We start from the raw sequence: 26,074 nt of genomic DNA, 5'->3' as shown, positions 1-26,074 counted from the left end.
GATCGGGCGAGGCACGGCTCAGAGGTCCAGGTCGACGACGACCGGCGCGTGGTCGGACGCGCCCTTGCCCTTGCGCTCCTCGCGGTCCACGTAGGCGTCGCTCACCGCGTCCCGGAACGCGCCGTTCGCGTACACCAGGTCGATGCGCATGCCCTTGTTCTTGGGGAAGCCCAGCTCGCGGTAGTCCCAGAAGGTGAACGGCCTGTCGTACTTCAGCGCGCGCGGGAACACGTCGGACAGGCCCGCCTCGCGCAGCGCGGCCAGCGCGGCCCGCTCCTGCTCGGTCACGTGCGTGGCGCCCTCGAAGGGCTTGACGTCCCACACGTCCGCGTCCTCGGGCGCCACGTTGAAGTCGCCGAGCACCGCGAACGGCCGGGCGCCCGCCGCGTCCTCGGCCACCGCGGCCTTCAGCGCCTCGAACCAGCGCAGCTTGTACGCGTAGTGCTCGTGGGCCACCTCACGGCCGTTGGGCACGTAGACCGACCAGACGCGCGCGCCGCCGCAGGTCGCCGAGATGGCGCGGGGCTCCTGGGCGCCCTCGTAGTCCGGGCCGCCGGGCAGGCCCTTGACCACGTCCTCCAGGCCGACCCGGGAGACCAGCGCCACGCCGTTCCACCGCCCGGTCGCGTTGACCGCCGACTCGTACCCCAGCTCGCGGAGCTCGTCGGCGGGGAACTGCTCGGCGGAGCACTTGGTCTCCTGGATGCAGAGCACGTCCGTGCCGCTGTTCTCCAGCCAGGCCAGCAGCCGGGGCAGCCGAGCGGTGATCGAGTTCACGTTCCAGGTCGCGATGCGCATGGGACGAAGCCTAACGGCCGGGTACGACAGTCACAGGTCGGTGCTGTCCCCGGGGGCCAGGCGGCCGTGCGGGGCGCCGCCCAGTTCACCGATCTGGCGGTCGTAGACCGGCCGGGCCAGCTCGGTCAGCAGCGCGTCGTGGATGTCGATGGCACGGCGCGGCTTGACCTCCCGTACGTAGTCGATCACTTCGGAGATCTTGTTCCAGGGCGCGTGCACCGGGAGCATCAGGGTGTCGACCGGGTGGTCGGGGACGGTGAGCGCGTCACCGGGGTGGAAGAGCGAACCGTCCACCAGGAAGCCGATGTTGGTGATCCGCGGAATGTCCGGGTGGATCACCGCGTGCAGCTCGCCGTGCACCTGGACGTCGAACCCGGCCGCCCGGAACGCGTCGCCGTGCCCGACGGTGCGCACCCGGCCGGGGAAGGCCGCGGCGAGCTGCTCGGCGACGCTGCGCAGCGTGAACACCTCAAGGCCCGGGTCCGCCCCCAGGGCCGCGCGCAGCCGGCCCTCGTGGAAGTGGTCGGGGTGCTCGTGGGTGACGAGGACCGCGTCGGCGCCGACCGCGGCGTCCTCCTCGCTGAAGACGCCGGGGTCGATGACGAGGGCGCGGCCGTCCTTCTCGACGCGGACGCAGGAGTGGGTCTTCTTCGTCAGCTTCAGGCTCATGGGACCCATCCTGCTACGGCCTCGCCCGTCCGGTCCTGTCGGTCCCGCCGGGCCGGTCAGTCCTGCGGGGTGGTCTCCTCGCGGATGACCTGCTGGGCGACCCGGAAGGCGGAGTTCGCCGCCGGGACCCCGCAGTAGACCGCGGTCTGGATGAGGACCTCGCGGATCTCCTCGGGGGCCAGGCCGTTGCGCAGGGCCGCGCGGGTGTGGAAGGCGAGCTCCTCCAGGTGGCCGCCCGCCACGAGCGCGGTGAGGGTGACCACGCTGCGGGTGCGCCGGTCCAGGCCCTCTCGGGTCCACACCTCGCCCCAGGCGTAGCGGGTGATCAGCTCCTGGAAGTCGGCGCCGAACCCGTCGGCGCCCTCGGTGGCCCGGTCCACGTGGGCGTCGCCCAGGACCTCGCGGCGCACCTTCATGCCCGCCTCGTACGGGTCGGGGCGAGCGGCCGGCGCCGGCTGGACGGGCCCGGCGGGCACCGGCTCGGCGGGCTCCTCCGCGGCCGGGAACGGCGCCGGCGGGGCGACGGGGGCCGGCACGGCGACCGGGGCGGGCGGCGCGGGGACGGCGGACAGGGTGTCCTGCCAGGACGTCGAGAAGTGCCGTACGAGCAGGTCGGTGACGGCCGCCGGCTGCTCGACCGGGGTCAGGTGGCTGGCGCCCGGCACCACGGCGAGGCGCGCGTCCGGGATCCCGGCCACCAGGGTGCGGGCCTCGGCGGGGCCGGTGACCTGGTCCTCGGAGCCGACCAGGACCAGCGTGGGCACACCTATGCGGCCGAGGTCGGCGCGCACGTCGAAGGCGGCCAGCGCCTCGCAGGCGGCGATGTAGCAGCCGGGGTCGGTGGTGCGGACCATCTGCACGGCCCAGTCGACGATGGCGGGCTGGGCGGCGGCGAAGCCGGGGGTGAACCAGCGCTCGGGCGCGGTGCGGGAGATCGGGTCGAGGCCGTTGGTGCGGACGATCACGCCGCGCTGGCGGTACTCGTCGGCGGTGCCGAACCGGGGCGAGGCGGCGACCAGGGCGAGCGAGGCCACCCGGTGCGGGGCGCGCAGGGCCAGGTCGGCGCCGATCGCGCCGCCCAGCGAGCAGCCCGCGTAGCCGAAGGTGGCCACGCCGAGCTCGTCGAGCAGGGCGAGCAGGCGGCCGGTGAGCTCGGCGACGGAGGCGGCGGGCTGGGCGGCGGAGCCGCCGTGGCCGGGCAGGTCGTAGCGGAGCACGCGCCACTGCCGGGCCAGGTCGGGGACCTGGCGGTCCCACATGTGCCAGGTGGTGCCGAGCGAGGGGCCCAGGACGAGGACGGGGGCGTCCTCGGGGCCGTCGAAGCGGTACTGGAGGGCCGGTGCTGCGGCGGCTCCGAGCGGCTCGGCGTCTTCGGGCGTCTGCGGCGTCTGCGTCTGGGGCGTCTGCGTCTCACTCATCCGCTCCAGGGTAATGAGGCGGACGGCGGCGCTCCGGTCCGGGCCCCGATCCGGCCGGATCGGGGCGGTGCGGCGGGGTCCGGCAGGCTCGCTAGGGGGACGTCGTGGAGACCACGTACACCCGGGGCATCGCCGGGTCGGTCAGGTCGACCGTGATGTCCAGGGTGGGGCGGGGGTCCTTCTGCTCGTGCGTGGTGCCCGCCCAGTCCTGTTCGGGCGGGAAGCTCCAGCCCACCACGGAGGCGTCCTTGTGCCCGATGGAGATCCGGCCGGCCTCCAGCGCGTCGCGGCTGGTGCCCACGCCGCCCAGGAAGGTGTCCAGGCCCGGGCCCGACGTCGTGAACTGCACGTACAGCCGGCTGGTCTTCCAGTTGCTGGTCTCGTAGTAGGCGACGTCGGTGGAGCGGGCCGGGATGGGCACCTCGAAGACGCGGCGCTTCATCTTGGACGGCCAGGAGTCCTGCAGCCCGGTGGCCGAGGACTCGGCCTCCTTGTCGCGCCCGCTGTCACGGCTCTGTTCGGCGGAGATCGCCAGGTAGCCCGCCGGGACGCCGACGAGCAGCACGATGATGATCGCCGTCAGCCAGCGGCGGCGGATCCTGTGGCGCCGGTCCTCCGGGGGCTTGGCGGGGCTGTCCGGGGAGGAGGGCTGGTGGGGCACGGTCATGGCTGGGGTTCCTGGGGGGTGGTGCGGGAGGCGCGGGCGGAGCCGCCGTTGCGCAGGGCCTGGGCGTAGCGCTCGTACCGCTCGTGGCGCTCGACGCGGCGCCGGTTGGCGCGCCGGAAGCGGCGGGCGACCAGCCGGGCCAGGTCGGCGGCGCCGACCATGCCGGCCTCGGGGCCGAGCTGGGCCTTGGCGATGCGGGCCTCGGGGCGGTAGCCGCGGCCGGTGAGGTGGCGCCGGAAGGCGTCCCGCGCGGGGCCGATGAGCAGGTCGTCGGCGGCGCTGACGCCGCCGCCGATGACGAAGCAGGACGGGTCGAGGGCGGCGGCGAGGTTGGCGATGCCGACGCCGAGCCACTGGCCGATGTCCTGGAGCAGTTCGACGCACATGGCGTCGCCCTCGCGGGCCAGCTCGGTGATGAGCGGTCCGCTGATGTCGGGGATCTGGCCCTTGACCCGCTCGATGATGCCGTACGCGACCGGGGAGTCGGCCGCCGCGAGCTCGCGGGCCTCGCGGACCAGGGCGTTGCCGGAGCTGTACTGCTCCCAGCAGCCCCGGTTGCCGCACGGGCAGCGGTGGCCGCCGGGCACCACCTGCATGTGCCCGAACTCCCCCGCGACGCCGTACTTGCCGCGCTTGACCCGGCCGTCCTCCAGGATGGCGCCGCCGATGCCGGTGCCGAGGGTGATCATGACGAGGTGGTCCTCGCCGCGTCCGGCGCCGAAGCGCCACTCGGCCCAGGCGGCGGTGTTGGCGTCGTTGTCGACCATGACGGGGACGGCGAGGCGGGCCTGGAGGGAGTCGCGCAGCGGCTCGTTGCGCCAGGCCAGGTGCGGGGCGAAGAGGACCCTCGCCCGGTCGGCGTCGACCCAGCCGGCGGCGCCGATGCCGACGGCGTGCACGTCGTGCCGGTCGGAGAGGTCCAGGACCAGCTCGGTGATGGTGTCCTCGACGACCTTGGCGCTCTTGGACTTGTCCGGCGTCTCGGTCTTGATCTTCTCCAGGATGGTGCCGTCGGCGTCGACGACGCCCGCCATCACCTTGGTGCCGCCGATGTCGATGCCGACCGTGGGCACGCGGGGCGCCGACAGGTGCGAGCGGCGCTCGCGGGTGCCGACGGTGCGCAGGACGGTGGCCCGGGCCGAGCCCCGGTCGTTCAGGTCGCGGTACGTGCTCATCGTCCCTGCGGGGTCTCGTGGGGGGCCGGTCACCGGCGGCGGACGGCGTCCGCCGGTGTCCGATTCTGCCATCCGGTACGGGCCGGGGCGGGCGACCCCTACTGCGCGCCGTCGACGGGACGGCCGCCGACGTGGGTGGGCGCGGCGGCCCGCTCCAGCTCGTGGCGCAGGTCCTCCAGCTCGCTGCCGCCCGCCATCTGGCGGGTGAGTTCGTCCAGCGTGATGCCGTCCTTGACGTGGCTGCCGAACATCGCGCCGCGCTTGAGGAGCACGAAGCGGTCGCCGACCAGGTAGGCGTGGTGGGGGTTGTGGGTGATGAGGACCACACCGAGACCGGCGTCGCGGGCGGCGGCGACGTACTTCAGGACCACGCCGGACTGCTTCACGCCGAGCGCGGCGGTGGGCTCGTCCAGGACGAGGACCTTGGCGCCGAAGTGGACGGCGCGGGCGATCGCCACGCACTGCCGCTCGCCGCCCGAGAGGGTGCCGATCGGCTGGTCGACGTCGCGCAGGTCGATGCCCATGCGCAGCAGCTCGGTGCGGGTGGTCTCGCGCATCAGCTCCACGTCGAGCCGCTTGAAGGGGCCCTTGCCCCTGGTGGGCTCGGAGCCGAGGAAGAAGTTGCGCCAGACGGGCATCAGCGGGACCACGGCGAGGTCCTGGTAGACGGTGGCGATGCCCCGGTCCAGGGCGTCGCGCGGGTTGGCCAGGGCCACCTCCTCGCCCTCGATCAGGAAGCGGCCGGCGTCGTGCCGGTGCAGCCCCGCGATGATCTTGATGAGGGTGGACTTGCCCGCGCCGTTGTCGCCGAGCACGCAGGAGATCTCGCCCGCGTGCACCTCCAGGGAGACCCCTTCGAGGGCGCGGATGTTGCCGTAGTACTTGCTGACGTCGTCCAGCTCCACGAGCGCCGTCACTTGGTCGCCTCCGCCCGCTTGCGGACCCATGCGTTCAGCAGGGTCGCCAACAGGAGCATCGCTCCGAGGAAGAACTTGAACCAGTCGGGGTTCCACTCCGCGTAGACGATGCCCTTGCTCGTCATGCCGAAGATGAACGCGCCGACCGCCGAGCCGATGGCGGAGCCGTACCCGCCGGTGATCAGGCAGCCGCCGATGACGGCGGCGATGATGTAGATCAGCTCGTTGCCGACGCCCTCGCCGGACTGCACCACGTTGTACGAGAACAGCAGGTGCTGGCCCGAGACCCAGGCGCAGAACGCCACGCCCATGTACAGGCCGATCTTGGTGCGGAAGACCGGGACGCCGACCGCGCGGGCCGCGTCCGCGCCGCCGCCCACCGCGAAGATCCAGTTGCCGAAGCGGGTGCGCAGCAGGATCCAGGTGGCCAGGGCCACCAGGGCGAACCACCACAGGACGGTGACCTTCAGCTCCACCCCGCCGATCCGCCACTGGGAGGCGAACAGCGCCCGGGCGGAGCCGAAGCCCTCCATGTCGTCGATCGACTTGGTGGAGACGGTGCCGCTGATCAGCTTGGTCAGGCCCAGGTTCAGGCCCGTGAGCATCAGGAAGGTGCCCAGCGTGATGATGAAGCTGGGCAGCTTGGTACGGGTCAGCATGAAGCCGTTGAAGACCCCGAAGGCCAGCGTGACCAGCAGGGAGACCAGCACGCCGACCCAGACGTTCGCCGTCATCTGGTAGCTGAACATCGAGGAGACCAGCGCCGAGCTGGTCACCATCACACCGGCCGACAGGTCGAACTCGCCGCCGATCATCAGCAGCGCCACCGGCACCGCCATGATCCCGATGGTGGAGGCCGCGTACAGCACGGTGCCCAGGCTGGAGGCCCGCAGGAAGCTGTCGGCGACGACCGAGAAGAAGACGAAGACGGCCAGCGCGCCGACCACCGAGCCCAGCTCGGGGCGGCCCAGCAGCTTCTTCGCCGGGGAGGCCGTCAGCAGCCGCTCGTCGGCCGCGTCCTCGGCGGGGGGCGCGGTCGTGCTCATCGGGTGCCCCGCTCCGTGTAGGCCAGCAGGGCCCCGGCGTCGTCGCCGGTGATGATCTGGGGGCCGGTGAGCACCGGCCGCCCGCCGCCGAGGACGTCGGCGTTGTAGCGGTTGAGCCAGAGCAGGTCCACGGCCTCGTACCCCTGGAGGTAGGGCTGCTGGTCGACGGCGAAGCCGAGCGTCCCGGCCTTGAGCGCGCCGGCGACCTTGGCGTTCAGGTCGAAGGTGTCGACCTCGGCCTTCGACCCGGCGGACTTCTTCGCCTGGACGGCGGCGTCGGCGAAGGGCGCGCCGAGGGTCACCACGGCGTCGATGTCCTTGTCGGACTGGAGCTTGGCCTCGATGGTCGCCTGGACGTCGGGCATGTTGGTGCCGGTGACGTACAGGTTCTGCATCTCGCCGTCGAAGGTCTTCTTCGCCCCGGCGCAGCGCTGCTCGTGGCCGACGTTGCCCTGCTCGTGCAGGACGCACAGGGCCTTCTTCTTGCCCCGCTTGCCCAGCTCGTCGCCGACGGCCTCGCCGGCGATGGTCTCGTCCTGCCCGATGTGGCTGAGCGCGCCGAACGCCTTGGACTGCTCGGAGCCCGAGTTCACGGTGATCACCGGGATGCCCGCCTTGCGGGCCCGGGCCACCGCGTCCTTCATGGCGTCCGGCTTGGCCAGCGTGACGATCAGGCCGTCGACCTTCTTGCTGACGTAGGAGTCGACCAGCTGGGCCTGCTGCTGCCCCTCGGCGCTGTGCGCGTACAGGAAGTTGATGTTGTCCTTGGCGGCCGCCTGCTTGGCGCCGTTCTGGACGATGTCCCAGAAGGTGTCGCCATCGCCCGAGTGGGTGACCATCGCGAAGGTCCACTTCGGGGTGGACACGGCCGCCCGGCCCGCCTGGGCCTGCTCCGCCTTGCGGGCGTCCTCGGCACGCTTGCCGCCGGTGGCACTGCACCCGACCAGCGACGCCCCGAGCACTGCCGCGAGTACCGCGCCGAGCGCGCGTACCCCATTTCGAACCGTCACGACGTCGAGCCCTTCTTGCTGTACTCCTCGGTGCGACCGGGGTCCGCTGCGCGCGATGCGCCGGGCCCGGCCGCCCAAGTATCGGTCATGGGTCGTGCCGGAGTGGTCATCGGGTGCCGTCGGCGGACGGCGCGCCCCCGCCCGTGGGTGCCGGCTGTGCGCATCGCGGGTCCGCCCCTCTGCCCGGCCGCCGGAGTGCGGCTGGGGAGTTTCTACGGCCACGGGCGTGACCCGTCAATGCTTTGTCCGAACATTCTTACGCGAGGACGCGCGTACGGGCACGAGGCGTACGGACACGGGCCTGCGGGACCCGGTCAGGGCCGGACGAGGAGCTGGAACTCGAAGGCGTACCGGGACGCCCGGTACAGGTGCGAGCCGAACTCCACCGCGCGGCCCGTGTCGTCGAAGGTGGTGCGCGCCATCGTCAGCAGCGGCGCGCCCGGCTCCTCGGCGAGCAGCTCCGCCTCCGGCCCGGTGGCGGCCCGGGCGCCGACCCGCTGGCGGGCGCTGTGCAGGGTGATGCCCGCGCCGCGCATCAGCCGGTACAGGCCGGTGGCCTCCAGCTGGTCGCGGTCCAGGTCGAGCAGGTCCAGCGGCAGGTGGTTGCGCAGCCGGGCGATCGGCTCGTCGTGGCTGCGGCGCAGCCGCTCCACGTACCGCACGTCACTGCCCTCGGGCACCCCCAGGGCCGCCGCGACCTCGGCGGTGGCCGGCTCGACGCGGTGCGCCAGGAGCAGGGTGGCGGGGCGCTGCCCGGCCGCCTCCAGGTCGTCGTACAGGCTGCTGAGCTCCAGCGGGCGCTTGACCTGGCTGTGCACGACCTGGGTGCCCACGCCCCGGCGGCGGACCAGCAGGCCCTTGTCGACCAGCGCCTGGATGGCCTGGCGGACGGTGGGGCGGGACAGGCCGAGGCGCTGGGCGAGGTCGATCTCGTTGCCCAGGTGGCTGCCCGGGGTGAGTTCGCCGGTCTCGATGGCCGCCTCCAGCTGCTGGGACAGCTGGAAGTAGAGCGGGACCGGGCTGGTGCGGTCCACGCTCAGCCGGAGCCGGGCGGCCGGGGCGGCGGACGCGGCGGGGGCGCTGGCTGGTCTGGACGGCTTGGGCACGGGGCGAGCGTAACGGCAGGACAACATGACGGGAAGTCGTGAAGTCCGGTTGTCAGGACAAACCCTTGACAGGATCCCGGGGGCCCAGCACCTTGGGGCCATGCGCATCGGACTGATCGGAACGGGACGCATCGGCGCCTTCCACGCGGCGGTCCTGGCACGCCATCCGCAGGTGGAGGCGCTCGTCGTCACGGACGCCGACCCGGCCAGGGCGGCCGGGGTCGCCGCCCTCACCGGCGCCGCCGTCGCCGACGGCCCCGACGCGCTCTTCGCCGCCGGCCTCGACGCCGTGGCCATCACCTCCGCGACCGCCTCGCACGCCGGCCTGATCGCCCGCGCCGCCCGCGCCGGGCTGCCCGCCTTCTGCGAGAAGCCGATCGCCCTGGACCTGCCGGGCACGCTCGGCGCGCTGCGGGAGGTGCGCGACGCGGGGACGGTCCTGCAGCTGGGGTTCATGCGCCGCTTCGACGCCGGGTACGCCGCCGCCCGCGACGCCGTGCGCTCCGGGCGCCTGGGCCGGCTGCACACCGTGCGCGCCGCCACCTCCGACCCGGCCCCGCCCCCGGCCGCGTACCTGCCGCTCTCCGGCGGCCTCTACCGCGACTGCCTGGTCCACGACTTCGACGTGCTGCGCTGGGTGACCGGGCGCGAGGTGGCGGAGGTGTACGCGACCGGATCGGACGCGGGGCCCCCGGTGTTCCGCGCGGCGGGTGACGTGGACACGGCGGCGGTGCTGCTCACCCTGGACGACGGGACGCTGGCCACGGCGACGGCCACCCGGTGCAACGGGGCCGGGTACGACGTGCGGATGGAGCTCGCCGGGGAGCTGGACCAGATCGCGGTGGGCCTGGACGACCGCACCCCGCTGACCTCGGTGGAGCCGCAGGGGCACGGCGCGCCGGGGAAGCCCTGGCCGGGGTTCCTGGAGCGGTTCGCCCCGGCGTACGAGGCGGAGCTGGCGGCGTTCGTGGCGGTGGTGCGCGGGGAGGCGGCCAACCCGTGCGACGGCGAGGAGGCGCTGCGGGCGCTGCGGGTGGCCGAGGCGTGCGAGCTCTCGCGGCGGGAGCGCAGGGTGGTGCGCATGGCGGAGATCCCGGGGGGCTGACGGGCCAGGGCGTTGTGGGCCCCCGCCACGTTGCGGGCGCCCACCCCGCGTTGTGGGCATACGTTCCGCTGGGGCGGAACGGGTGGGCACAACGTGGGCGTGGGCGAGGCCCCCGACGTGCGGGGCTACCAGCGCACCGGCAAGGTGCGGGTTCCCCGGATCAGGAGGCCCGGGAGCCATTCGAGTTCCCCCGGCTCCGCGTCCAGCGCCAACCCCGGGCAGCGGGTCAGCAGCGACCGTAGCGCCACCTTCGCCTCCAGGCGGGCCAGCGGCGCGCCCAGGCAGAAGTGGATGCCGTGCCCGAAGCCCAGGTGCCCGCGCGGCTCGCGGCGGATGTCGAAGCGGTCCGGGTCCGCGAACCGCGCGGGGTCGCGGCTGCCCGCCGCCAGCCCCACCAGCACCGCCGCCCCGGCCGGGACCACCGTGTCCCCGTACGCCACCGGCTCGGTGGCGAAGCGGAAGGTCCCCGTCTCCACCGGGCCGTCGTAGCGCAGCATCTCCTCCACCGCGCCGTCCAGCAGCCCGTCGAGGTCGGATTGGAGCAGGGTGAGCTGGTCGGGGTGGGTGAGCAGGGCCCGTACCCCGTTGGCGATCAGGTTCACCGTCGTCTCATGGCCCGCGATCAGCAACAGGTAGGCCAGGGCGCGCAGTTCGGGCGCGGAGAGCCGGTCGCCGTCCTCGGCGCGGGTGCGCAGCAGCGCGGACAGCAGGTCGTCGGCCGGGCCCGCGCGGCGCTTGTCCTCGATCAGTTCGGTGAGGTAGGCGCCCAGCGCGTACACCGCCTCGCCCTCGGCGTTCGCCGCGGTCGGCGCGACGATCTCGTTGGACCAGGCGCGGAAGGCGTCCCGGTCGGCGGCCGGGACGCCGAGCAGTTCGCAGATGACGGTGATGGGCAGCGGGAAGGCCAGCGCGTCGACCAGGTCGGCGCGCCCGGCGGGGACCACGGCGTCCAGCAGTCCGTCGGTGATCGCCTGCACGCGCGGGCGCAGGGCCTCGACGCGGCGCGCGGTGAACTCCCGCGCCACCAGGGACCGCAGCCGGGTGTGGTCGGGCGGGTCGACGGCCAGCAGGTGCGGGCCGATCACCTGCTCGTCGAGCATCTCGAAGCCGCCGCGCGCGGCGGACTTGGACAGCCGGGGGTCGGTGAGCGCGGCCCGCGCCTCGGCGTGCCCGACGACCAGCCAGAAGCGTTCGCCGCCGGTGCCGACGACCTCGTGGACGGGTCCCTGGGTGCGGAGCTTGTCGTAGTAGGGGTACGGATCGGCGGTGAAGTCCGCCCCGTACTCCCCCAGTTCGATGACGGCCATCGGGCCAGCGTACGCACCGGTCGGTACGGAGGGGCTAAAGCCGCCACCCGTACCCGTACGCGCCGTACGGGTGCCGTTACGCGTCCTCGTCGTCCAGCAGCCCCGCGTCGTGGACCAGGAGCGCGATCTGGACGCGGTTGTTGAGGTCCAGCTTGGCCAGGGTGCGCGAGACGTGGGTCTTGACCGTGGGCACGCTCATGTAGAGGGACCCGGCGATCTCCGCGTTGGACTGGCCGCGCCCGACGGCGAGCGCCACCTCGCGCTCGCGCTCGGCGAGCCGGGCGAGGCGTTCCAGGGCGGCCGTGCGGCGCGCGGGCTCCGGCTCGCCGGACGGGGCCTCGGCCACGTGGGTCATCAACTGCCGGGTCACGGTGGGCGAGAGCACCGGGTCGCCCGCGGCCACCCGCCGTACCGCGGCGACGATCTCGGCGGGCGGGGTGTCCTTGAGGACGAACCCGGCGGCACCGGCGCGCAGGGCGCGCAGCACCTGCTCGTCGGCGTGGAAGGTGGTGAGCACGACGACCTCGGGGGCGCCGGGGCGGGCCCGCAGGCGTTCGGTGGCGGTGAGTCCGTCGACGCCGGGCATCCGGACGTCCATCAGGACGACGTCGGGGGCCAGCGCGTCGGCGAGCGCGGGGACTTCGGAGCCGTCGGCTCCCTCCCCGACGATCTCGATGTCGTCGGCGCCGCCGAACATGAAGGTGAGTCCCGCGCGCACCAGCGGGTCGTCGTCGACGATGAGCAGCCGGATGGTCATGGGTGCCACGGTAGCCAGGAGCGGACGGCGAAACCGCCGTCGGGGGTGCGGCCGTGGTCGAGGCGCCCGCCCGCGAGGGTGGCGCGCTCGGTGAGCCCGATCAGGCCCTGGCCGGAGCCGGGGACGGGCGGGACGGGGCCGTCGGGGGCCGGGTTGGCGACCTCGACGGTGAGGCCGTCGCCCGCGCGGCCGCGCACGGTGACGGTGACCTCGGTGCCGGGGGCGTGCTTGCGGGCGTTGGTCAGGGCCTCCTGGGCGATCCGGTAGGCGGTGCGGCCGGTGGCGGCGGGCACCGCGGCGGGGTCGGCGACGGCGACGTCCAGGGCGACCTTCATGCCGGCCGCGCGGGACTCGGCGACCAGCGCGTCCAGGGTGGCCAGGGTCGGCTGGGGGCGGTCGCCCTCCTCGCCGGAGCCGGGGGCGCGCAGCACGCCGATGATCTGGCGCAGGTCCTGGAGGGCCTCGTGGGCACTGTCGCGGATGACCCCGGCGGCCCGGGCGACCTGGGCCGGGGGCGCGTCGGGGCGGAACTCCAGGGCGCCCGCGTGCACGCTGAGCAGGGTGAGCCGGTGGGCGAGCACGTCGTGCATCTCGCGGGCGATGGCCTCGCGGGCGCGCTGCTGGGCCTGTTCGGCGCGCAGCTCGGCCTCGGACTCGGCGCGCAGCGCGCGTTCGCGCAGGGCGACGACCAGCTGGCGCCGGGAGCGTACGAGCATGCCCCAGCCGGTGACCAGGAGCATCATGACGAGTCCGGTGACCACGTTGGCCCAGAGGCCGGTCGTGGGGTCGGGGCGGATGAACGGCTGGGCCACCGCGGCGACGAGCCCGGCCCCGAACGCGAGGGCGACCTGGGGGCGGAAGGGCCGGTGGACGGCCACGCTGAACAGGCCGAGCAGCGAGGCGCCGGCCGCCACCGGGGCGACGACGCCGACCGCGGTGAGGACCAGCGAGAGGCCCAGCGGCCAGCGGCGGCGCAGCCAGAGGGCGGCGCAGGCGGCGGCGCCGACCACCTGGTCGAGCAGGACGACGAGGTCGGGGTTGCCCACCTTGTCGGTGGCGTCGCTGGCGAGCAGCCCGATGAACGCGGCGAGCAGGAAGACGAGGGTGTCGACGACCCAGTCGCGCACGGTGCGCCGGGGCCGCCGGGCCCGGTCGGCGGGCAGCTCGGGGTCGAGCGGGCCCGCCATGGCCGACGGCAGCAGCCACGGGTGCTCGGTGTGCCTCATGCCCTCAATCTACGCAGGTGGGGCGGACGGGGGCGGGGTGCGCGGCGGCCCGGATACCAAAGTCGCGGGGGTCGCTACTTTCGGCGCGCCGCACGGCGCGCGGCGCATCCCGAAGGCCGACGCGCCGCCGCGGGCGGCGCGGCGAGGATCGGGGCATGAAGAAGGTTCTGGAGGCATTGGGCACGGTACTGCTGGTCGTGGGCGGCTGCGGGGTGGTCCGGGAGCTGACCGGGTGGTCGGTGATGGGCTTCACCCGGCACCTGGTGGAGCACATCGGCTTCGTGCAGGGGCGGGAGCTGTACACGTACATCGTGCTGGCGGTGGCGGGGGTGGCGGCGCTGACGGCGGCGGAGCGGGCGAGCCGCTGACCGGGGGCCGGGCCGGTCAGCCCGCGGCGCGGCGGCCCCAGGCGGTGCCGAGCAGGACGAGTGCCGCGCCGGCCAGGCCGACCGCGCCCGGGCGGTCGCCGGCCAGGGCGATGCCCGCGGCGGCGGCCCACAGCGGCTCCGTACCGAGGAGCAGGCTGACCCGGGACGGGGAGCTGCGGCGCACCGCCCACATCTGGGTGAAGAACGCGAAGAGCGTGCAGAAGACGGACAGGAACAGCAGTCCGGCCCATTCGCGGGCACCGAAGGCCGTGGCGACCGTCCACGGGGACGCTCCGGTGCCGATGGCGGCGAGCAGGGCGAACACGACGACGGACGCGCCGAGTTGGACCGTGGTCAGGGAGAGCGGGTCGGCGCCGTCGACGGACTTCATCCGGGCCATGGCCAGGACGTGGACGGTACGGGCGAGGGCGGCGAGCAGCATCAGCAGGTCGCCGCCGGACGGCGCGCTGAACCCGGCGCCCTGGGTGAGCAGGACGACCCCGGTGACGGAGAGCGCGGCGGCGGCGAGGAAGGCGCGCGGGGGCCGCCTGCGGGTGACGGCCGCCTCGGCGAGCGGGGTGAAGATCATCGTGAGGCTGATGACGAGCCCGGCGTTGGTGGCGGAGGTGTGCACGACCCCGTACGTCTCGAGCAGGAAGATCCCGCTCAGGACGAGGCCGAGGAGGGCGGCCCCGCGCCACTGGGCGGGGGTCAGGGCACGCAGCCCGCGCCACCCGGCGACGGCCAGGACGGGCAGGACGACCGCGAAGCGCAGCACCAGGACGGCGATGACGGTGTGCGCGGTGGTGATGCCCTTGGCGGCGAGGTAGCTGGTGCCCCAGACGACGGCGACCAGGAGGATCGGCAGGTCGGTGAGCCAGGCACGGCGGGGGGCGAGCGCGGGCACGGCGGAGGTGGCGGCGGTCATGCGGGCGGGGTCTCCAACGGGTGCGGCGGTGCGGAGACTTCGGCGGCTCGCGCGGGGTGCGGGTGGCGTGCGGGGTGGTGTGCGACGCGGGGGGCTGGGCGTGCGGGTGATCACGGTAGCGCCGGGCCGGGTGGCGGGGCCAGGGAGATCTCGGTGTCCGATCACCGCCAGCGGTGGGGGGCGCTCGCGGATTTGATTGAACCCGTAACCACTTCTGAGCGGTACCCGATGACCACCTGACGAGGGAGAAGGACATGAAGGACAGGGCGAACACGAAGTACGTGAAGGACGCGGACGGGAGCGGGGCGTACGGGTTCGAGGGCGCGGGCGAGCTCGCCGGGCGGGTCGCGGTGGTGACCGGCGGGAGCCGGGGCATCGGCGCGGCGGTGGCCCTGCGGCTGGCGTCGCTGGGGGCGGACGTGGTGATCACGTACGTACGCGGTGAGGACGCCGCCCACGACGTCGTGCGCAAGATCGGCGCGACGGGCCGCCGCGGGCTCGCCGTGCGCGCCGATTCGGCGGACGCGGACGGGGCGGTGGCGGCGGTGGAGCGGGCCGTCGCGGAGTTCGGGCGGCTGGACGTACTGGTCAACAACGCGGGCGTCGGGCGGCTCGGGCCGATCGGCGGCCTCACCACCGACGACGTGGACGAGGTGCTCGCGGTGAACGTGCGCGGGGTGTTCCTGGCCTCGCGGGCGGCGGCCGGGGTGATGGGGCGCGGCGCGAGCATCGTGACGATCGGCTCGTGCATGGCGCAGCGGGTGCCCGGCGCGGGCGGCACGCTCTACGCGATGAGCAAGGCCGCGCTCTCGGGCCTGAACCGGGCGCTGGCACGGGAGTTGGGCGAGCGCGGGATCACCGCGAACCTGGTGCTCCCGGGGCCGGTGGACACCGGCATGAACCCGGCGGACGGCCCGATGGCCGCGGGCCAGGCCGCGATGACGGCGCTCGGGCGGTTCGGGGCGCCGGACGAGGTGGCCTCGGTGGTGGGCTTCCTCGCGGGACCCGGCGGCTCGTACATGACCGGGGCCGAGGTCGCGGTGGACGGCGGGCACGCGGCGTAGGCCGTGGCTCCCGGGTGGGGACGCGCCGTGTCCTCCGGGTGGGGACGCCCGGGGAGGCGGGGCCTTCGGACGGGCCCCGCCTCCCGGGGCGGGACCGGCCCCCGACCGGGCCGGAGAGGGTGTGCGGGGCGCCCCGGGTGCTGTCGGGCCCGGGGCGCCCCGCGACGGGCGGGTCGTCTAGCCGCCCAGCTCCAGGTGACGGGCGCGCAGGGCCGTCTTGCCGGACTCGGTGAGGGAGCCGAACAGGCGCAGGCGCGAGATGCCGCCGTCGGGGTAGATGTCGATCCGCACGTGGCTGCCCGCCGCCGGGGCGTCCAGCACGAAGCGGTGGTTGGTGTCGGGCTGCAGCCGGGTGCGGGGCAGCACCTCGGTCCAGTTCTCGGCGTCGTCGGAGACCGAGAGCGCCGCCCAGCCCGCGCTGTTGCCCTTGAGGTACGCGGTGTCGATCTCGACGGCGCGGATCTCGGCGTGCGCGACCAGCTGGTAGCGGATCCAGTCGTTGCCCTTGTCGCGGCGGCGGCGGGTCTCCCAGCCGTCGTCCATCTTGCGGGAGCGGCCCGGCTGGATGGTGTTGGTGGCGGGCGAGTAGAAGCGGTCGGAGGCGTCCTCGACGCGGCCGCCGTTCTCCAGGGCCACCAGGTCGAAGGTGCCCAGCACGTCGAGCCACGCGGGGTCGGGGGCGACCTCCCCGTACACCCGCAGGCGGGCGATGCCGCCGTCGGGGTGCTGGTTGACGCGCAGGTGCGTGAAGCGCTGCTCGGCGTCGACGGCGAAGCCGTTCGCCGCGTGGCCGCCGACCTTGGTGCGGGGCACCAGGGTCACCCACTTCACGTCGTCGGCGAGCAGGTCCTCGGGCGACGGGGAGCCCGCCACCGAGGTGGCCTCGACGGAGACGGCCTGCGGGTAGTTGCCGCGGAAGTGCGCGGTGTCGAGCACGATGCCGCGGATCACGCCGGGGGCGCCCAGGCGCACCAGCGCCCAGTCGTGGTCGTCCTCGGTGGGGTGCGGCTGCTCGGCCGAGACGCCGCGCCGGCGGCGGGTCTCCCAGCCGTCCATGATCTTGCCCTTGTGCCCGAAGTGCTCCGGGTCGAACTCCGCGGGCTCCGGCTTCAGCAGGTTCTCGCGCTCGGCGAAGAACTCGTCGTTGGCGGCGATGACGCCCGCGCCCAGGCGGCGGTCGGCCAGGTCGGCGTGGTGCGTGAAGGGGAAGTCGGCCGTGCGGTAGTCGGCGTACGGGTCGCCGCCGCCGTAGGGGCTGGCGTCACCGGTGAAGGAGGGTATGGAGCTCACGGTGTCAGTTGTTCCTTTCGAGCAGTCGGCCGGCCGGGTCGGCGAGGACGCCGTCGTGCTGGATGCGCTCGCCGCGCAGCCAGGTCGACTTGACGACGCCGTGCAGGGTCTTGCCCGCGTACGCGGTGACGCGGTTGCGGTGCTGGAGCTCGGCCGGGTCCACGGTGAAGGTCTCGTCGGGGGCGAGCACGGCGAAGTCGGCGTCGCGGCCCGCCTCGATGGCGCCCTTGCGGTCCAGGCCGACGAGGTTCGCGGTGGCGGCGGACATCCAGCGGACGACGTCCTCCAGGCCGTACCCGCGCTTCCTCGCCTCGGTCCACACCGCGGAGAGGGAGAGCTGGAGGCCGGAGATGCCGCCCCAGGCCGTCGCGAAGTCGTCGGTCTTCAGGTCGGCGGTGGAGGGCGAGTGGTCGGTGACGACGCAGTCCACGGTGCCGTCGGCGAGCGCCTGCCAGAGCAGGTCCTGGTTGGCGGCCTCGCGGATCGGCGGGCAGCACTTGAACTCGCTGGCGCCGTCGGGGACTTCCTCGGCGGTGAGGGTGAGGTAGTGCGGGCAGGTCTCGACGGTGAGCCGCACGCCCTCGCGCCGGGCCTCGGCGATCAGCGGCAGGGCGTCGGCGGAGGACAGGTGCAGGACGTGCACCCGGGCGCCGGTCCGCTTGGCGGCCGCGATCAGGCCGGCGATGGCGGAGTTCTCCGAGACCTTGGGCCGGGTGGCCAGGTAGTCGGCGTACTTGGGGCCGGTCAGGTGCGGGGCCGCGTCGAGCTCGTGCGGGTCCTCGGCGTGCACGATCATCAGGCCGTCGAAGCTCGCGACCTCCGCGAGGGAGCGCTCCAGGTGATCGGCGTCCAGCTCGGGGAACTCGTCCACGCCCGAGGGCGACAGGAAGCACTTGAAGCCGTAGACGCCGGCCTCGTGCAGCGGGCGAAGGTCCTTGACGTTGTCGGGCAGCGCGCCGCCCCAGAAGCCGACGTCGATGTGCGCCTTGCTGCGGGCGACGTCCTGCTTGACGCGCAGGTTGCCGACGGTGGTGGTGGGCGGCAGGGAGTTCAGGGGCATGTCGACGAGCGTGGTGATGCCGCCGGCGGCGGCCGCGCGCGTCGCGGTCCAGAAGCCCTCCCACTCGGTGCGGCCCGGGTCGTTCACGTGGACGTGGGTGTCGACCAGGCCGGGGAGCACGGCGTGGTCGCCGACGTCCTCCAGGCGGGCGCCCGCGGGCACCTCCGCGTCGTACGGCAGGACGGCGGCGATCCGCCCGCCGGCCACGGCGATCGAGGCGGGGCGGGTCCCCTCGGGGGTGACCACCCGCGTCGAGCGCAGTACCAGGTCCACGACCACCTTGTCGTCCACGTCGGACACCCGAGCCTCCAGCCAGCGGAATTCAACGAACTGTTGAAGGAGTCTGAACTTCCGTCCGACCTGCGTCAAGACCCCCCTGGGCCGCCACGGGCGGTCCGCGGGCCGCCCGTGAGCCGCCCGTGGGCGCCCTCCGGGGGTCCGGAGGGGCCGGATTGGACGTTTCCATGAAGTGGAATAGAAATTTCGCAGAGCAGAACGTAGTTATACACAGGGCGGGTCCGGTCACGACAGGGGGGCCGCCCCGCCGACACGGGGACAAACCCGTCCCCGACCCCGTCCTGACCAGCCCCTGAGCGGCGAACAGCGGGTGAAGTCAGCGGTGTGCCGGGAAGAACGGCCCGGTAGGCTGCTGCCTTGCCCGCCTGCCTCGAAAGGACCGTTGACGTGCCGACGTCCAGCGCCAGCACCACCGACGCCGCCAAGCCCGCAGCCTCCAGCGGTGGCGTCCAGTCCCTTGAGCGTGCCTTCGACCTCCTGGAGCGCATGGCCGACGCCGGGGGCGAGGTCGGGCTGAGCGAACTCTCCGCCAGCAGCGGGCTCCCGCTGCCCACCATCCACCGGCTGATGCGCACCCTCGTCGCGTGCGGTTACGTGCGCCAGCAGCCCAACCGCCGGTACGCGCTGGGCCCCCGGCTGATCCGCCTGGGCGAGTCCGCCTCCCGGCTGCTCGGCACCTGGGCGCGCCCCTACCTGGCCCGCCTGGTCGAGGAGACCGGCGAGACCGCGAACATGGCGCTGCTCGACGGCGACGAGATCGTCTACGTCGCCCAGGTGCCCTCCAAGCACTCGATGCGGATGTTCACCGAGGTCGGCCGCCGGGTGCTGCCGCACTCCACCGGCGTGGGCAAGGCGCTGCTCGCGCACACGCCCCCCGAGGAGGTCAGGGCGCTGCTCGCGCGCACCGGGATGCCGGCCGCCACGGAGAAGACGATCACCACGCCGGACGGCTTCCTCGACGCCCTGGAGCAGGTGCGCCGGGCGGGCTACGCGGTGGACGACAACGAGCAGGAGATCGGGGTGCGCTGCCTGGCGGTGTCCGTCCCCAACTCCCCCACCGCCGCGGCGATCTCGATCTCCGGACCGGCGGGCCGGGTGACCGAGGCGGCCACCGACAGCATCGTCCCGGTGCTCCAGGAGGTCGCCCTCGAACTCTCCGCCGCACTGATCAACTCCACGGCCGCCCAGGGCTGATGGCGTAGCGGTACGGAGGAGTACGTACGCGAAGGGGCCCCCGGCAGTCGACTGCCGGGGGCCCCTTCGCGTACCGCGCGGCTGCGGGCGGAGATCAGGCGCGCGCCACCGCTTCCTCGCCGGACAGCCTCCCGTCCCGCACGGTCACCGTCCGGTCCATCCGCTCCAGGTGGGTGCGGTCGTGGGTGACCAGGACCGAGGCCGTGCCCCGCTCCCGGGTCAGTGTCGCCAGCAGGTCGAGCACCGCCGCGCCCCGCTCGTGGTCGAGGGCGCTGGTCGGCTCGTCGACCAGCAGCACGGCCGGGTCGTTCATCAGGGCCCGCGCGATGTTCACGCGCTGGCGCTGGCCGCCGGAGAGCTGGTGCGGGCGGCGCCCGGCCTGGTCGGCGAGGCCCACCGCGTCGAGCAGCTCCAGCGCCCGCTCCCGTGCCGCGCGCGGCGCCCGGCCCGACAGGTGGGCCATCACCTGGAGCTGCTCGGCCGCGGTCAGCGACGGGAGCAGGTTGGGCTGCTGGAAGACGATGCCGACCCGTTCGCGGCGCAGCGCCGCCTTGCCCGCGCGGTCCAGCTCCCCGGTGTCGACGCCGTCCACCAGGACCGTGCCGGCGTCCGGGGTGACCAGCGTGGCGGCGACCGCGAGGAGGCTGGACTTGCCGGAGCCGGACGGGCCGACGACGGCGGTGAGGGCGCCGGCGGGGACGTGCAGGCAGACGTCGTCCAGGGCGGTCAGCCGGCTGTCGCCGTCGGGGTAGGTGAGGGTCACGTGTTCCAGGTGAAGCGTCACCGTGCACCTCCGTGAGTGCGTCGTGGTGGGCGGGGTGAGCGGTGTGATCGGCGTCCGGTGAGGTGTGACATGTCACCGGTGCGGTGTGACGCGTGCGGGGTCACCGTGTGATGTGACGCGTGCCGGGTCACCGTGCGGTGTGACGCGTACCGGGTCACCGTGCGGTGTGACGCGTACCGGGTCACCGTGCGGTGAGACGCGTATCGGCTCACCGTGCGCTGCCCAGCGCGGTGAGCGGGTCGACGGCCGTGATGCGCCGGATGGACAGGGCCGCGCCGAGCACACCCAGGCCGATCATCACGGCGGCCGGGCCGAGCACGGTCAGCGGCTGGAGCACGAACGGCACGTCGCCGCCGCTGATCAGGGCGCCCGCGCCGACCGCGAGGGCGGTGCCGAGCAGCGTCCCGGCGGCGAGCATCAGCACGGCCTGCCCGAGCGCGTCCTTGAGCAGGTACGGGGTGGAGGCGCCGAGCGCCTTGAGCACGGCCACGTCGGCGCTGCGCTGGATGGTCCACACCGTGAAGAAGGCCCCTATCACCAGCGCGGAGATGACGAAGAGGAAGCCGCGCATCAGCTGCAGCGAGCCGTTCTCGGCCTGGTAGGACCCTATGGCGGTGAGCGAGTCCGCGAGGGTGCGCGCCTCGGTCCCGGTGGCCTCGCCGCCCGCCGCGAGGTCGGCCCCGGCGGTGGTGGTCAGCGCGATGACGGTGGCCTGCTCCCGGGGCGTGGTGCCGGTGTGGCCGATCTTCTGCCAGTCGTCCAGCGAGGTCCACACCACCGGGGTGTGGCTGTAGGAGGCGTCCCCGGAGACGGCGGCGACCTCCAGCTCCTGGGTGCCGACGCGCAGCCGGTCGCCGGTGGCGAGGCCCAGGTCCGCGGCGGCCGAGGCGGAGAGGACCGCCCGCCCGGGGCCGAGCTTCGCGCTCTCGGGGGCGATGCCCGAGGAGGGCTCGGTGCCGAAGGCGGAGACGGCGGCGGTGCGGTCGCCCGCGGTGGCGTTGCCGGTGCGGATGCCGATGGGGTCGGCGCGCTCCACGCCGGGCCGTTCCGCCCAGTCCCGCCAGGCGTCCTCGTCCACCGTCGAGCTGGTGAAGGAGACCGACTGGCCCGCGGGCGGCGCCGCGAAGGCCAGGTGGTCGGCGGGCAGGCCGGTGATCGCCGAGACGTTCTCCCGGGCGAGTCCGGCCGTGAGCCCGGACAGCAGCCCGACGAGCAGCGTGATCAGTACGATCACCGTGCCCATCAGCGCGAACCGCCCCTTGGCGAATCTCAGGTCTCTCCATGCCACGAACATGGGGCCAAGCCTGCTGGCACCGGGTGCCCGGGCGCATCGCGCCACGGATGGCCCCGCAATCAAACTTTCGGTTGAGTGGCCACCCGCCCCTCCCGCCTACGCTGGACGGGTCATGGATCCCCGCTCCCTCACCCCCGCCCTGCGCGTCCTGCGCCTGTGCCTGCACCTGCTGATGGCGGGACTGCTCGCGCTGGCCGTCGTGCGGGCGGTCACCGGTGACACGTCACACGTCACGCACGCCACGACCGCGCACACCGTCGCGGTGTGCGCCGCCGCCGTCGCCATGGGCGCCGTCTACGCCGCCGGCTCTCTGCTGCCCCGGGTGCGCTCGTCCCCACGGGCCGCCGCGCTCTGGCTGGCGGCGCTGTGGGCGGTCTGGGCGGTGCTGCTCTGGCTGACCCCGGACGGGCTGTGGGCCGCGTTCCCGCTGTACTTCCTCCAGCTGCACCTGCTGCCGGTGCGCTGGTCGCTGCCCGCCGTCGGCGCCACGGCCGCCGCCGCCATAGCGTCGTACGTGGGCCACAGCGGCGGGCCCAACCCGGGGGCGTTCATCGGGCCGCTGCTCGGGGCGGCGGTGGCCGTGGCGACGGTGCTGGGCTACCAGGCGCTGTACCGGGAGAGCGAGCGCCACCGTCGGCTGGTGCGGGAGCTGATGTCGACCCGGGCGGAGCTGGCCGCGGCCGAGCGGCACGCGGGCACCCTGGCCGAGCGCGAGCGGCTGGCCCGGGAGATCCACGACACGCTGGCCCAGGGCCTGTCGTCGATCCAGCTGCTGCTGCGCGCCGCCGAGCGGGCGCTGCCCGAGGGCTCGCCGGCCGCCGAGCACATCGACCGGGCGCGGGTGGCCGCCCAGGACAACCTGGCCGAGGCGCGCCGCTTCGTACGGGCGCTCTCGCCGCCGGACCTGGAGCGCGGTTCGCTGGCGGGCGCCCTGGAGCGGCTGTGCGAGCCGGGGCCGGGGCCGCGGGTGCGCTTCTCGGCGAGCGGCGAGCCGGTGGAGCTGCCGACGCCGTACGAGGTGGCGCTGCTGAGGATCGCGCAGTCGGCCGTGGCGAACGCGGTGCGGCACGCGGACGCCTCGCGCGCCGAGGTCACGCTGAGCTTCATGGACTCCGCGGTGGCGCTGGACGTGGTGGACGACGGCCGCGGCTTCGACCCGGACGCGGTGGCGGCGCCGACCTCGGAGGGCGGCTTCGGGCTGCCCGCGATGCGGCTGCGCGCCCAGTCGCTGGGCGGGACGTTCACCGTGGAGTCCGCGCCCGGCCAGGGCACCGCGGTCGCCGTCACGCTGCCGCTGCCCGCCGGGGACCCGCCCGGAGCCCCGCCGGCGGGAGCGGCCCAAGAACCGTACGGGGCCGACCTGGGAGGGACGCGATGACGATCCGCCTGCTGCTCGCCGACGACCACCCGGTGGTGCGGGCCGGTCTGCGGGCCGTCCTGGACACCGAGCCGGACTTCGCGGTGGTCGCCGAGGCCGCGACCGCCGAGCGCGCGGTGGAGCTGGCCGCGGCCGGGGGCGTGGACGTGGTGCTGATGGACCTTCAGTTCGGCGCGGGGATGCACGGCGCGGAGGCGACCGCGGCGATCACCGGCGCCGGGGGCGGCCCGCGGGTGCTGGTGCTGACCACCTACGACACGGACGCGGACATCCTGGCGGCGGTGGAGGCGGGCGCCCTGGGCTACCTGCTCAAGGACGCGCCGCCCGAGGAGCTCGCGGCGGCGGTGCGCACGGCGGCGGCGGGCCAGTCGGCGCTGGCCCCGACGGTGGCGCACCGCCTGATGGACCGGATGCGCACCCCGGCCCAGGCGCTGACCAAGCGGGAGCTGGAGGTGCTGCAGCTGGTGGGCGAGGGCCTGTCGAACCAGCAGATCAGCAAGCGGCTGTTCCTGAGCCAGGCGACGGTGAAGTCGCACCTGGTGCACGTGTTCGCCAAGCTGGGCGTGGACTCGCGCACGGCGGCGGTCGCGGCGGCGACGGCCCGTCGCCTGATCAGGCGCTGAGCGGCCCCACCCGGCACGGGGCGGCGGGCCCTTCAGCTCAGCCCGCCGAGCAGCAGGGCGATCAGTGCGCAGCAGACGGTGAGGGAGCCGCCGAACGCCACGCCCGCCCGGGCCAGCGCGGCGGGCAGCGTCGCGCCGTCCCAGCGAGCGAGCAGCCCGGCGGCGGCCGCGCCGACGGCGGAGCACAGCAGGGCCAGCGCGAGCAGGGCGGTCAGCAGCAGGGTGCGGTGGGGGTTCATGGCGCCCCACGGTGCCCGGGAGGGCGGCACGCGTGCGAGTGCGGCCGTGTTGTCCCCGTGAAAACCCTCGGTTGTCACGGGACAACCCGCGCGGGCGTCCGCGCCGGTGGCAGGCTCGGCCCGTGACGAGCTCAGCGGGAGACAGGAACAAGCGCCCCGGCCGCCCGTGGGGCCCGGCGCGGGGCGACTGCGTCGAGGTCAACAAGCTGGTGGAACTGGTCCGTTCGTGGCTGGACGAGGCCGCGGTCTCGGTGCAGAGCCTGCGCCGGGGGCTGGTGCCGGACCACTTCAGGGATGCGACGGTGCCCGAACTGCGACCCCTGAGGGACCAGTTGGCGGGCGACGGGCTGACCTGGGACCTGGTCGAGGCGGTCGAGGACGTGTGCTTCCCCGGTTCCCGGGCGGACGTCACGGCGGCCCGGCTCGCCCCGGCCCGGGCCCTGTGGGAGCGGGGCCGCACCAGCCCGACCCCGGCGCCGGGACCGCCCGTGGCACCACCCGGAGGGACCCGGGACCTGCTGGCCGCGCAGGAGCGGACGATCGCCGCGTACGAGGAGATGGCCCGGGCCCGACAGGCGTACGACACCAGTGAGCGCGGCCGGCAGCAGGCGGTGAAGGCCGCCGCGCTGCTGCTGATGGCGCTGGCCCAGGCCCAGGCGAAGATCGCCGAGCTGAACCGGCGGATCGACGCCCTGACCGTGCTGCCCGCGCAGGAGGACTTCCAGCAGCGGCTGGGCGTCGCACTGGAGCGCGTCCGCGCGCAGGAGTCCGCGCTGCGGGGCGAACTGGCGCGGGCCGAGGAGGAACGGGACCTCGCCCGCCGGGTGGCGGACCGGGCGGCCCGCCGGGTGGCGGAGCTGGAGCGGGAGCTCGCCGGAGCCCGGGAGGGGGTTCCCCGGTCGCAGCTCGCCGTCGCGCCGGGGGGGCCGGACGAGGACCCCGAGCTCGATGAACTCGACGACGCGCTGGGGCAGTTGCGCGGGGTGCTCGACGAGGAGGGGGCGGCGGTGCGCAGGGCCGCGCACGAGATGGGCCTGCGGGACCCCTCGTACTCCTGGCCCGACGAGGCGACCGCGGCGTACCCGGACGGGGCCGATCCGGGCTGGCTCGAGGCGGACGCGCTCCAGCGGTCGATGCTGCCCGCGTCGCTCCCCCGTTCGCCGGGGGTGGAGATGGCCGCGCGCTACCGGGCGGCGACGGAGGCGGCCCGCCTCGGTGGCGACTGGTTCGACGTGATCCCGCTGCCGGGCAGCCGGGTGGCGCTCATGGTGGGGGACGTGATGGGCCCCTCGCTGGCGGCCTCCGCGGTCATGGGCCAGCTGCGCACCACCGCCCAGACCCTCGCGGGGCTCGACCTGCCGCCCCACGACGTCCTGTTCCACCTGGACGAGCAGGCCCAGCGGCTGGGCCCGGAGCGGATGGCGACCTGCGTGTACGCGGTGTACGACCCGGTGTCGCACCGGATCACGCTCGCCGGCGCGGGGCACCCGCCGCCCCTGCTCCAGCACCCCGACGGCCGCACCGAGGTGCTCGCGGTGCCGCCGGGGGCGCCGATCGGAGTGGGCGGCGCGGCCTTCGAACAGGTCGAGTTCGACGCTCCACCGGGGAGCACGCTGGTGCTGTACACGGACGGGCTGGTGGAGTCCCGGACGCTGGACGTGTGGGCGGGCATCGAGGACCTGTGCCGGGTGGTCGGCTCGACGGCCGACGAGGGGCCCGACGGGCTGTGCGACGCGACCCTGCAGGAGCTGGGGTCCGGGCGCCTGGACGACGACATCGCCCTGCTGGCGGCCCGTTTCAGCGGCATCGCCGCCACCGACGTGGCCTACTGGTCCCTGGAGTCGGAGGCCACGGCCGCGGGCCGGGCCCGGCGGCTGGTGCGGCGGGCGCTGGAGCGGTGGGGCCTGGACGAGCTGACGGACACGTTCGCCCTGCTGGTCAGCGAGGTCGTCACCAACGCGGTGCGCTACGCGGAGCGCCCGGTCACGCTGCGGCTGATGCGGACCGACGTGCTGCGCTGCGAGGTGGGTGACGACTGGCCCGGGCTGCCCCGCCTGAAGCGGGCGATGCCGCTGGACGAGGGGAACCGGGGCATGTTCCTGGTGAACCGGCTGTCCCAGCGCTGGGGCGCGACCCGGCTGTCCACCGGGAAGGTCGTCTGGTTCGAGGTGCGGCTGCCGACGGGCGCCGAGCGGGCGCCGCGGTCCCGGTGACCGGGGGGCGCGGCGCCCGCCGCCCTCACGTCTTGGTGGATCCGGCCTTCCCGCCGTCCGGCGCCGGGGCGCGCAGCCGGGGGACGTCGTAGGTGTCCGGTGGTTCGTACGGTTCCCCCGCGGCCCGGCCGGGGGGCCTGG

Annotated in this window: 25 protein-coding genes; 7 read left to right on the top strand and 18 right to left on the bottom strand. The window is 74.5% G+C overall.

Translation table 11 applies throughout. The annotated features are described in order from the left end of the window. Positions 1-18 precede the first annotated feature (18 nt). The 9 genes from ABT160_RS04290 to ABT160_RS04250 form a co-directional block, all read right to left on the bottom strand. The gene (locus ABT160_RS04290; protein ID WP_351643329.1) at positions 19-798 is read right to left on the bottom strand and encodes an exodeoxyribonuclease III; all 780 of its coding nucleotides are present in this window, start codon (positions 796-798) and stop codon (positions 19-21) included. 30 nt (positions 799-828) lie between these two features. Further along, on the bottom strand, positions 829-1,476 hold the full coding sequence (locus tag ABT160_RS04285) for an MBL fold metallo-hydrolase (protein ID WP_351643327.1): 648 nt from the start codon (positions 1,474-1,476) through the stop codon (positions 829-831). 47 nt (positions 1,477-1,523) lie between these two features. Beyond that, a complete protein-coding gene (gene pcaDC / locus ABT160_RS04280) occupies positions 1,524-2,885 on the bottom strand; it encodes a bifunctional 3-oxoadipate enol-lactonase/4-carboxymuconolactone decarboxylase PcaDC (RefSeq protein ID WP_351643326.1) in 1,362 nt (453 codons plus the stop codon). A gap of 91 nt (positions 2,886-2,976) precedes the next feature. Further along, the gene (locus ABT160_RS04275; RefSeq protein WP_351643325.1) at positions 2,977-3,552 is read right to left on the bottom strand and encodes a hypothetical protein; all 576 of its coding nucleotides are present in this window, start codon (positions 3,550-3,552) and stop codon (positions 2,977-2,979) included. Continuing rightward, positions 3,549-4,727: an ROK family glucokinase gene (locus ABT160_RS04270; protein ID WP_351643323.1), complete on the bottom strand. Its 1,179-nt coding sequence runs from the start codon at positions 4,725-4,727 to the stop codon at positions 3,549-3,551. The genes ABT160_RS04275 and ABT160_RS04270 overlap by 4 nt, the downstream gene beginning before the upstream one ends. Positions 4,728-4,825: 98 nt before the next feature. After that, positions 4,826-5,674 carry an ATP-binding cassette domain-containing protein gene (locus ABT160_RS04265; RefSeq protein WP_351643321.1) on the bottom strand — a complete coding sequence of 283 codons (849 nt, stop codon included), beginning with the start codon at positions 5,672-5,674 and terminating at the stop codon, positions 4,826-4,828. After that, the gene (locus ABT160_RS04260; protein ID WP_351643319.1) at positions 5,641-6,690 is read right to left on the bottom strand and encodes an ABC transporter permease; all 1,050 of its coding nucleotides are present in this window, start codon (positions 6,688-6,690) and stop codon (positions 5,641-5,643) included. Before ABT160_RS04260 ends, ABT160_RS04265 begins: the two co-directional genes overlap by 34 nt. Further along, on the bottom strand, positions 6,687-7,700 hold the full coding sequence (locus ABT160_RS04255) for a sugar ABC transporter substrate-binding protein (protein ID WP_351643317.1): 1,014 nt from the start codon (positions 7,698-7,700) through the stop codon (positions 6,687-6,689). The genes ABT160_RS04260 and ABT160_RS04255 overlap by 4 nt, the downstream gene beginning before the upstream one ends. 314 nt (positions 7,701-8,014) lie before the next feature. Beyond that, positions 8,015-8,734: a GntR family transcriptional regulator gene (locus tag ABT160_RS04250; RefSeq protein ID WP_351643675.1), complete on the bottom strand. Its 720-nt coding sequence runs from the start codon at positions 8,732-8,734 to the stop codon at positions 8,015-8,017. Between the two features lie 172 nt (positions 8,735-8,906). Here ABT160_RS04250 and ABT160_RS04245 point away from each other — a divergent pair, with 172 nt between their 5' ends. Further along, positions 8,907-9,911 (top strand): Gfo/Idh/MocA family protein, encoded by a 1,005-nt coding sequence (locus ABT160_RS04245; RefSeq protein WP_351643315.1) that lies wholly within the window; start codon positions 8,907-8,909, stop codon positions 9,909-9,911. Between the two features lie 125 nt (positions 9,912-10,036). Here the strand turns inward: ABT160_RS04245 and ABT160_RS04240 are convergent, their stop codons facing one another. The 3 genes from ABT160_RS04240 to ABT160_RS04230 form a co-directional block, all read right to left on the bottom strand. Then, the gene (locus tag ABT160_RS04240; protein WP_351643313.1) at positions 10,037-11,218 is read right to left on the bottom strand and encodes a cytochrome P450 family protein; all 1,182 of its coding nucleotides are present in this window, start codon (positions 11,216-11,218) and stop codon (positions 10,037-10,039) included. A gap of 76 nt (positions 11,219-11,294) precedes the next feature. Beyond that, a complete protein-coding gene (locus ABT160_RS04235) occupies positions 11,295-11,975 on the bottom strand; it encodes a response regulator (protein WP_351643312.1) in 681 nt (226 codons plus the stop codon). Next, a complete protein-coding gene (locus ABT160_RS04230; protein WP_351643311.1) occupies positions 11,972-13,201 on the bottom strand; it encodes a sensor histidine kinase in 1,230 nt (409 codons plus the stop codon). The genes ABT160_RS04235 and ABT160_RS04230 overlap by 4 nt, the downstream gene beginning before the upstream one ends. Before the next feature lie 155 nt (positions 13,202-13,356). Between ABT160_RS04230 and ABT160_RS04225 the strand changes: the two genes are divergently transcribed. Then, positions 13,357-13,569: a hypothetical protein gene (locus ABT160_RS04225; protein WP_351643309.1), complete on the top strand. Its 213-nt coding sequence runs from the start codon at positions 13,357-13,359 to the stop codon at positions 13,567-13,569. 16 nt (positions 13,570-13,585) lie between these two features. Here the strand turns inward: ABT160_RS04225 and ABT160_RS04220 are convergent, their stop codons facing one another. After that, positions 13,586-14,497, bottom strand: coding sequence for a DMT family transporter (locus tag ABT160_RS04220; RefSeq protein ID WP_351643307.1), 912 nt, complete (start codon positions 14,495-14,497; stop codon positions 13,586-13,588). A gap of 254 nt (positions 14,498-14,751) precedes the next feature. Here ABT160_RS04220 and ABT160_RS04215 point away from each other — a divergent pair, with 254 nt between their 5' ends. Further along, on the top strand, positions 14,752-15,561 hold the full coding sequence (locus tag ABT160_RS04215) for an SDR family NAD(P)-dependent oxidoreductase (RefSeq protein ID WP_351643304.1): 810 nt from the start codon (positions 14,752-14,754) through the stop codon (positions 15,559-15,561). Positions 15,562-15,738: 177 nt separating this feature from the next. Here the strand turns inward: ABT160_RS04215 and alc are convergent, their stop codons facing one another. Together alc and allB are read right to left on the bottom strand one after the other, a co-directional pair. Then, positions 15,739-16,851 (bottom strand): allantoicase, encoded by a 1,113-nt coding sequence (alc, locus tag ABT160_RS04210; RefSeq protein ID WP_351643302.1) that lies wholly within the window; start codon positions 16,849-16,851, stop codon positions 15,739-15,741. A gap of 4 nt (positions 16,852-16,855) precedes the next feature. After that, a complete protein-coding gene (allB, locus tag ABT160_RS04205; protein WP_502984161.1) occupies positions 16,856-18,202 on the bottom strand; it encodes an allantoinase AllB in 1,347 nt (448 codons plus the stop codon). A 393-nt stretch (positions 18,203-18,595) separates the two neighbouring features. On the opposite strand from allB, the gene ABT160_RS04200 reads away from it, so the two are divergent. Next, on the top strand, positions 18,596-19,402 hold the full coding sequence (locus tag ABT160_RS04200; RefSeq protein WP_351643298.1) for an IclR family transcriptional regulator: 807 nt from the start codon (positions 18,596-18,598) through the stop codon (positions 19,400-19,402). 94 nt (positions 19,403-19,496) lie between these two features. On the opposite strand, the gene ABT160_RS04195 is transcribed toward ABT160_RS04200, so the two are convergent. Together ABT160_RS04195 and ABT160_RS04190 are read right to left on the bottom strand one after the other, a co-directional pair. Further along, on the bottom strand, positions 19,497-20,186 hold the full coding sequence (locus ABT160_RS04195; RefSeq protein ID WP_351643297.1) for an ABC transporter ATP-binding protein: 690 nt from the start codon (positions 20,184-20,186) through the stop codon (positions 19,497-19,499). Between the two features lie 208 nt (positions 20,187-20,394). Then, positions 20,395-21,480, bottom strand: a complete 1,086-nt coding sequence (locus ABT160_RS04190; RefSeq protein ID WP_351643295.1) for an ABC transporter permease — start codon at positions 21,478-21,480, stop codon at positions 20,395-20,397. Positions 21,481-21,592: 112 nt separating this feature from the next. Here ABT160_RS04190 and ABT160_RS04185 point away from each other — a divergent pair, with 112 nt between their 5' ends. Then, positions 21,593-22,858: a sensor histidine kinase gene (locus tag ABT160_RS04185; protein WP_351643294.1), complete on the top strand. Its 1,266-nt coding sequence runs from the start codon at positions 21,593-21,595 to the stop codon at positions 22,856-22,858. Continuing rightward, positions 22,855-23,481, top strand: coding sequence for a response regulator (locus ABT160_RS04180; RefSeq protein WP_351643291.1), 627 nt, complete (start codon positions 22,855-22,857; stop codon positions 23,479-23,481). Before ABT160_RS04185 ends, ABT160_RS04180 begins: the two co-directional genes overlap by 4 nt. A gap of 32 nt (positions 23,482-23,513) precedes the next feature. On the opposite strand, the gene ABT160_RS04175 is transcribed toward ABT160_RS04180, so the two are convergent. Next, the gene (locus ABT160_RS04175) at positions 23,514-23,720 is read right to left on the bottom strand and encodes a hypothetical protein (RefSeq protein ID WP_351643289.1); all 207 of its coding nucleotides are present in this window, start codon (positions 23,718-23,720) and stop codon (positions 23,514-23,516) included. Between the two features lie 122 nt (positions 23,721-23,842). On the opposite strand from ABT160_RS04175, the gene ABT160_RS04170 reads away from it, so the two are divergent. Beyond that, positions 23,843-25,933 carry an ATP-binding SpoIIE family protein phosphatase gene (locus ABT160_RS04170; RefSeq protein WP_351643287.1) on the top strand — a complete coding sequence of 697 codons (2,091 nt, stop codon included), beginning with the start codon at positions 23,843-23,845 and terminating at the stop codon, positions 25,931-25,933. The last annotated feature ends 141 nt before the right edge of the window (positions 25,934-26,074 follow it).

It is taken from the genome of Streptomyces sp. NPDC001941, assembly GCF_040296945.1.
Lineage (GTDB): Bacteria > Actinomycetota > Actinomycetes > Streptomycetales > Streptomycetaceae > Streptomyces.
Note: the sequence above shows the minus strand (reverse complement) of the source record. Positions and strands in the feature narration are given on the sequence as shown.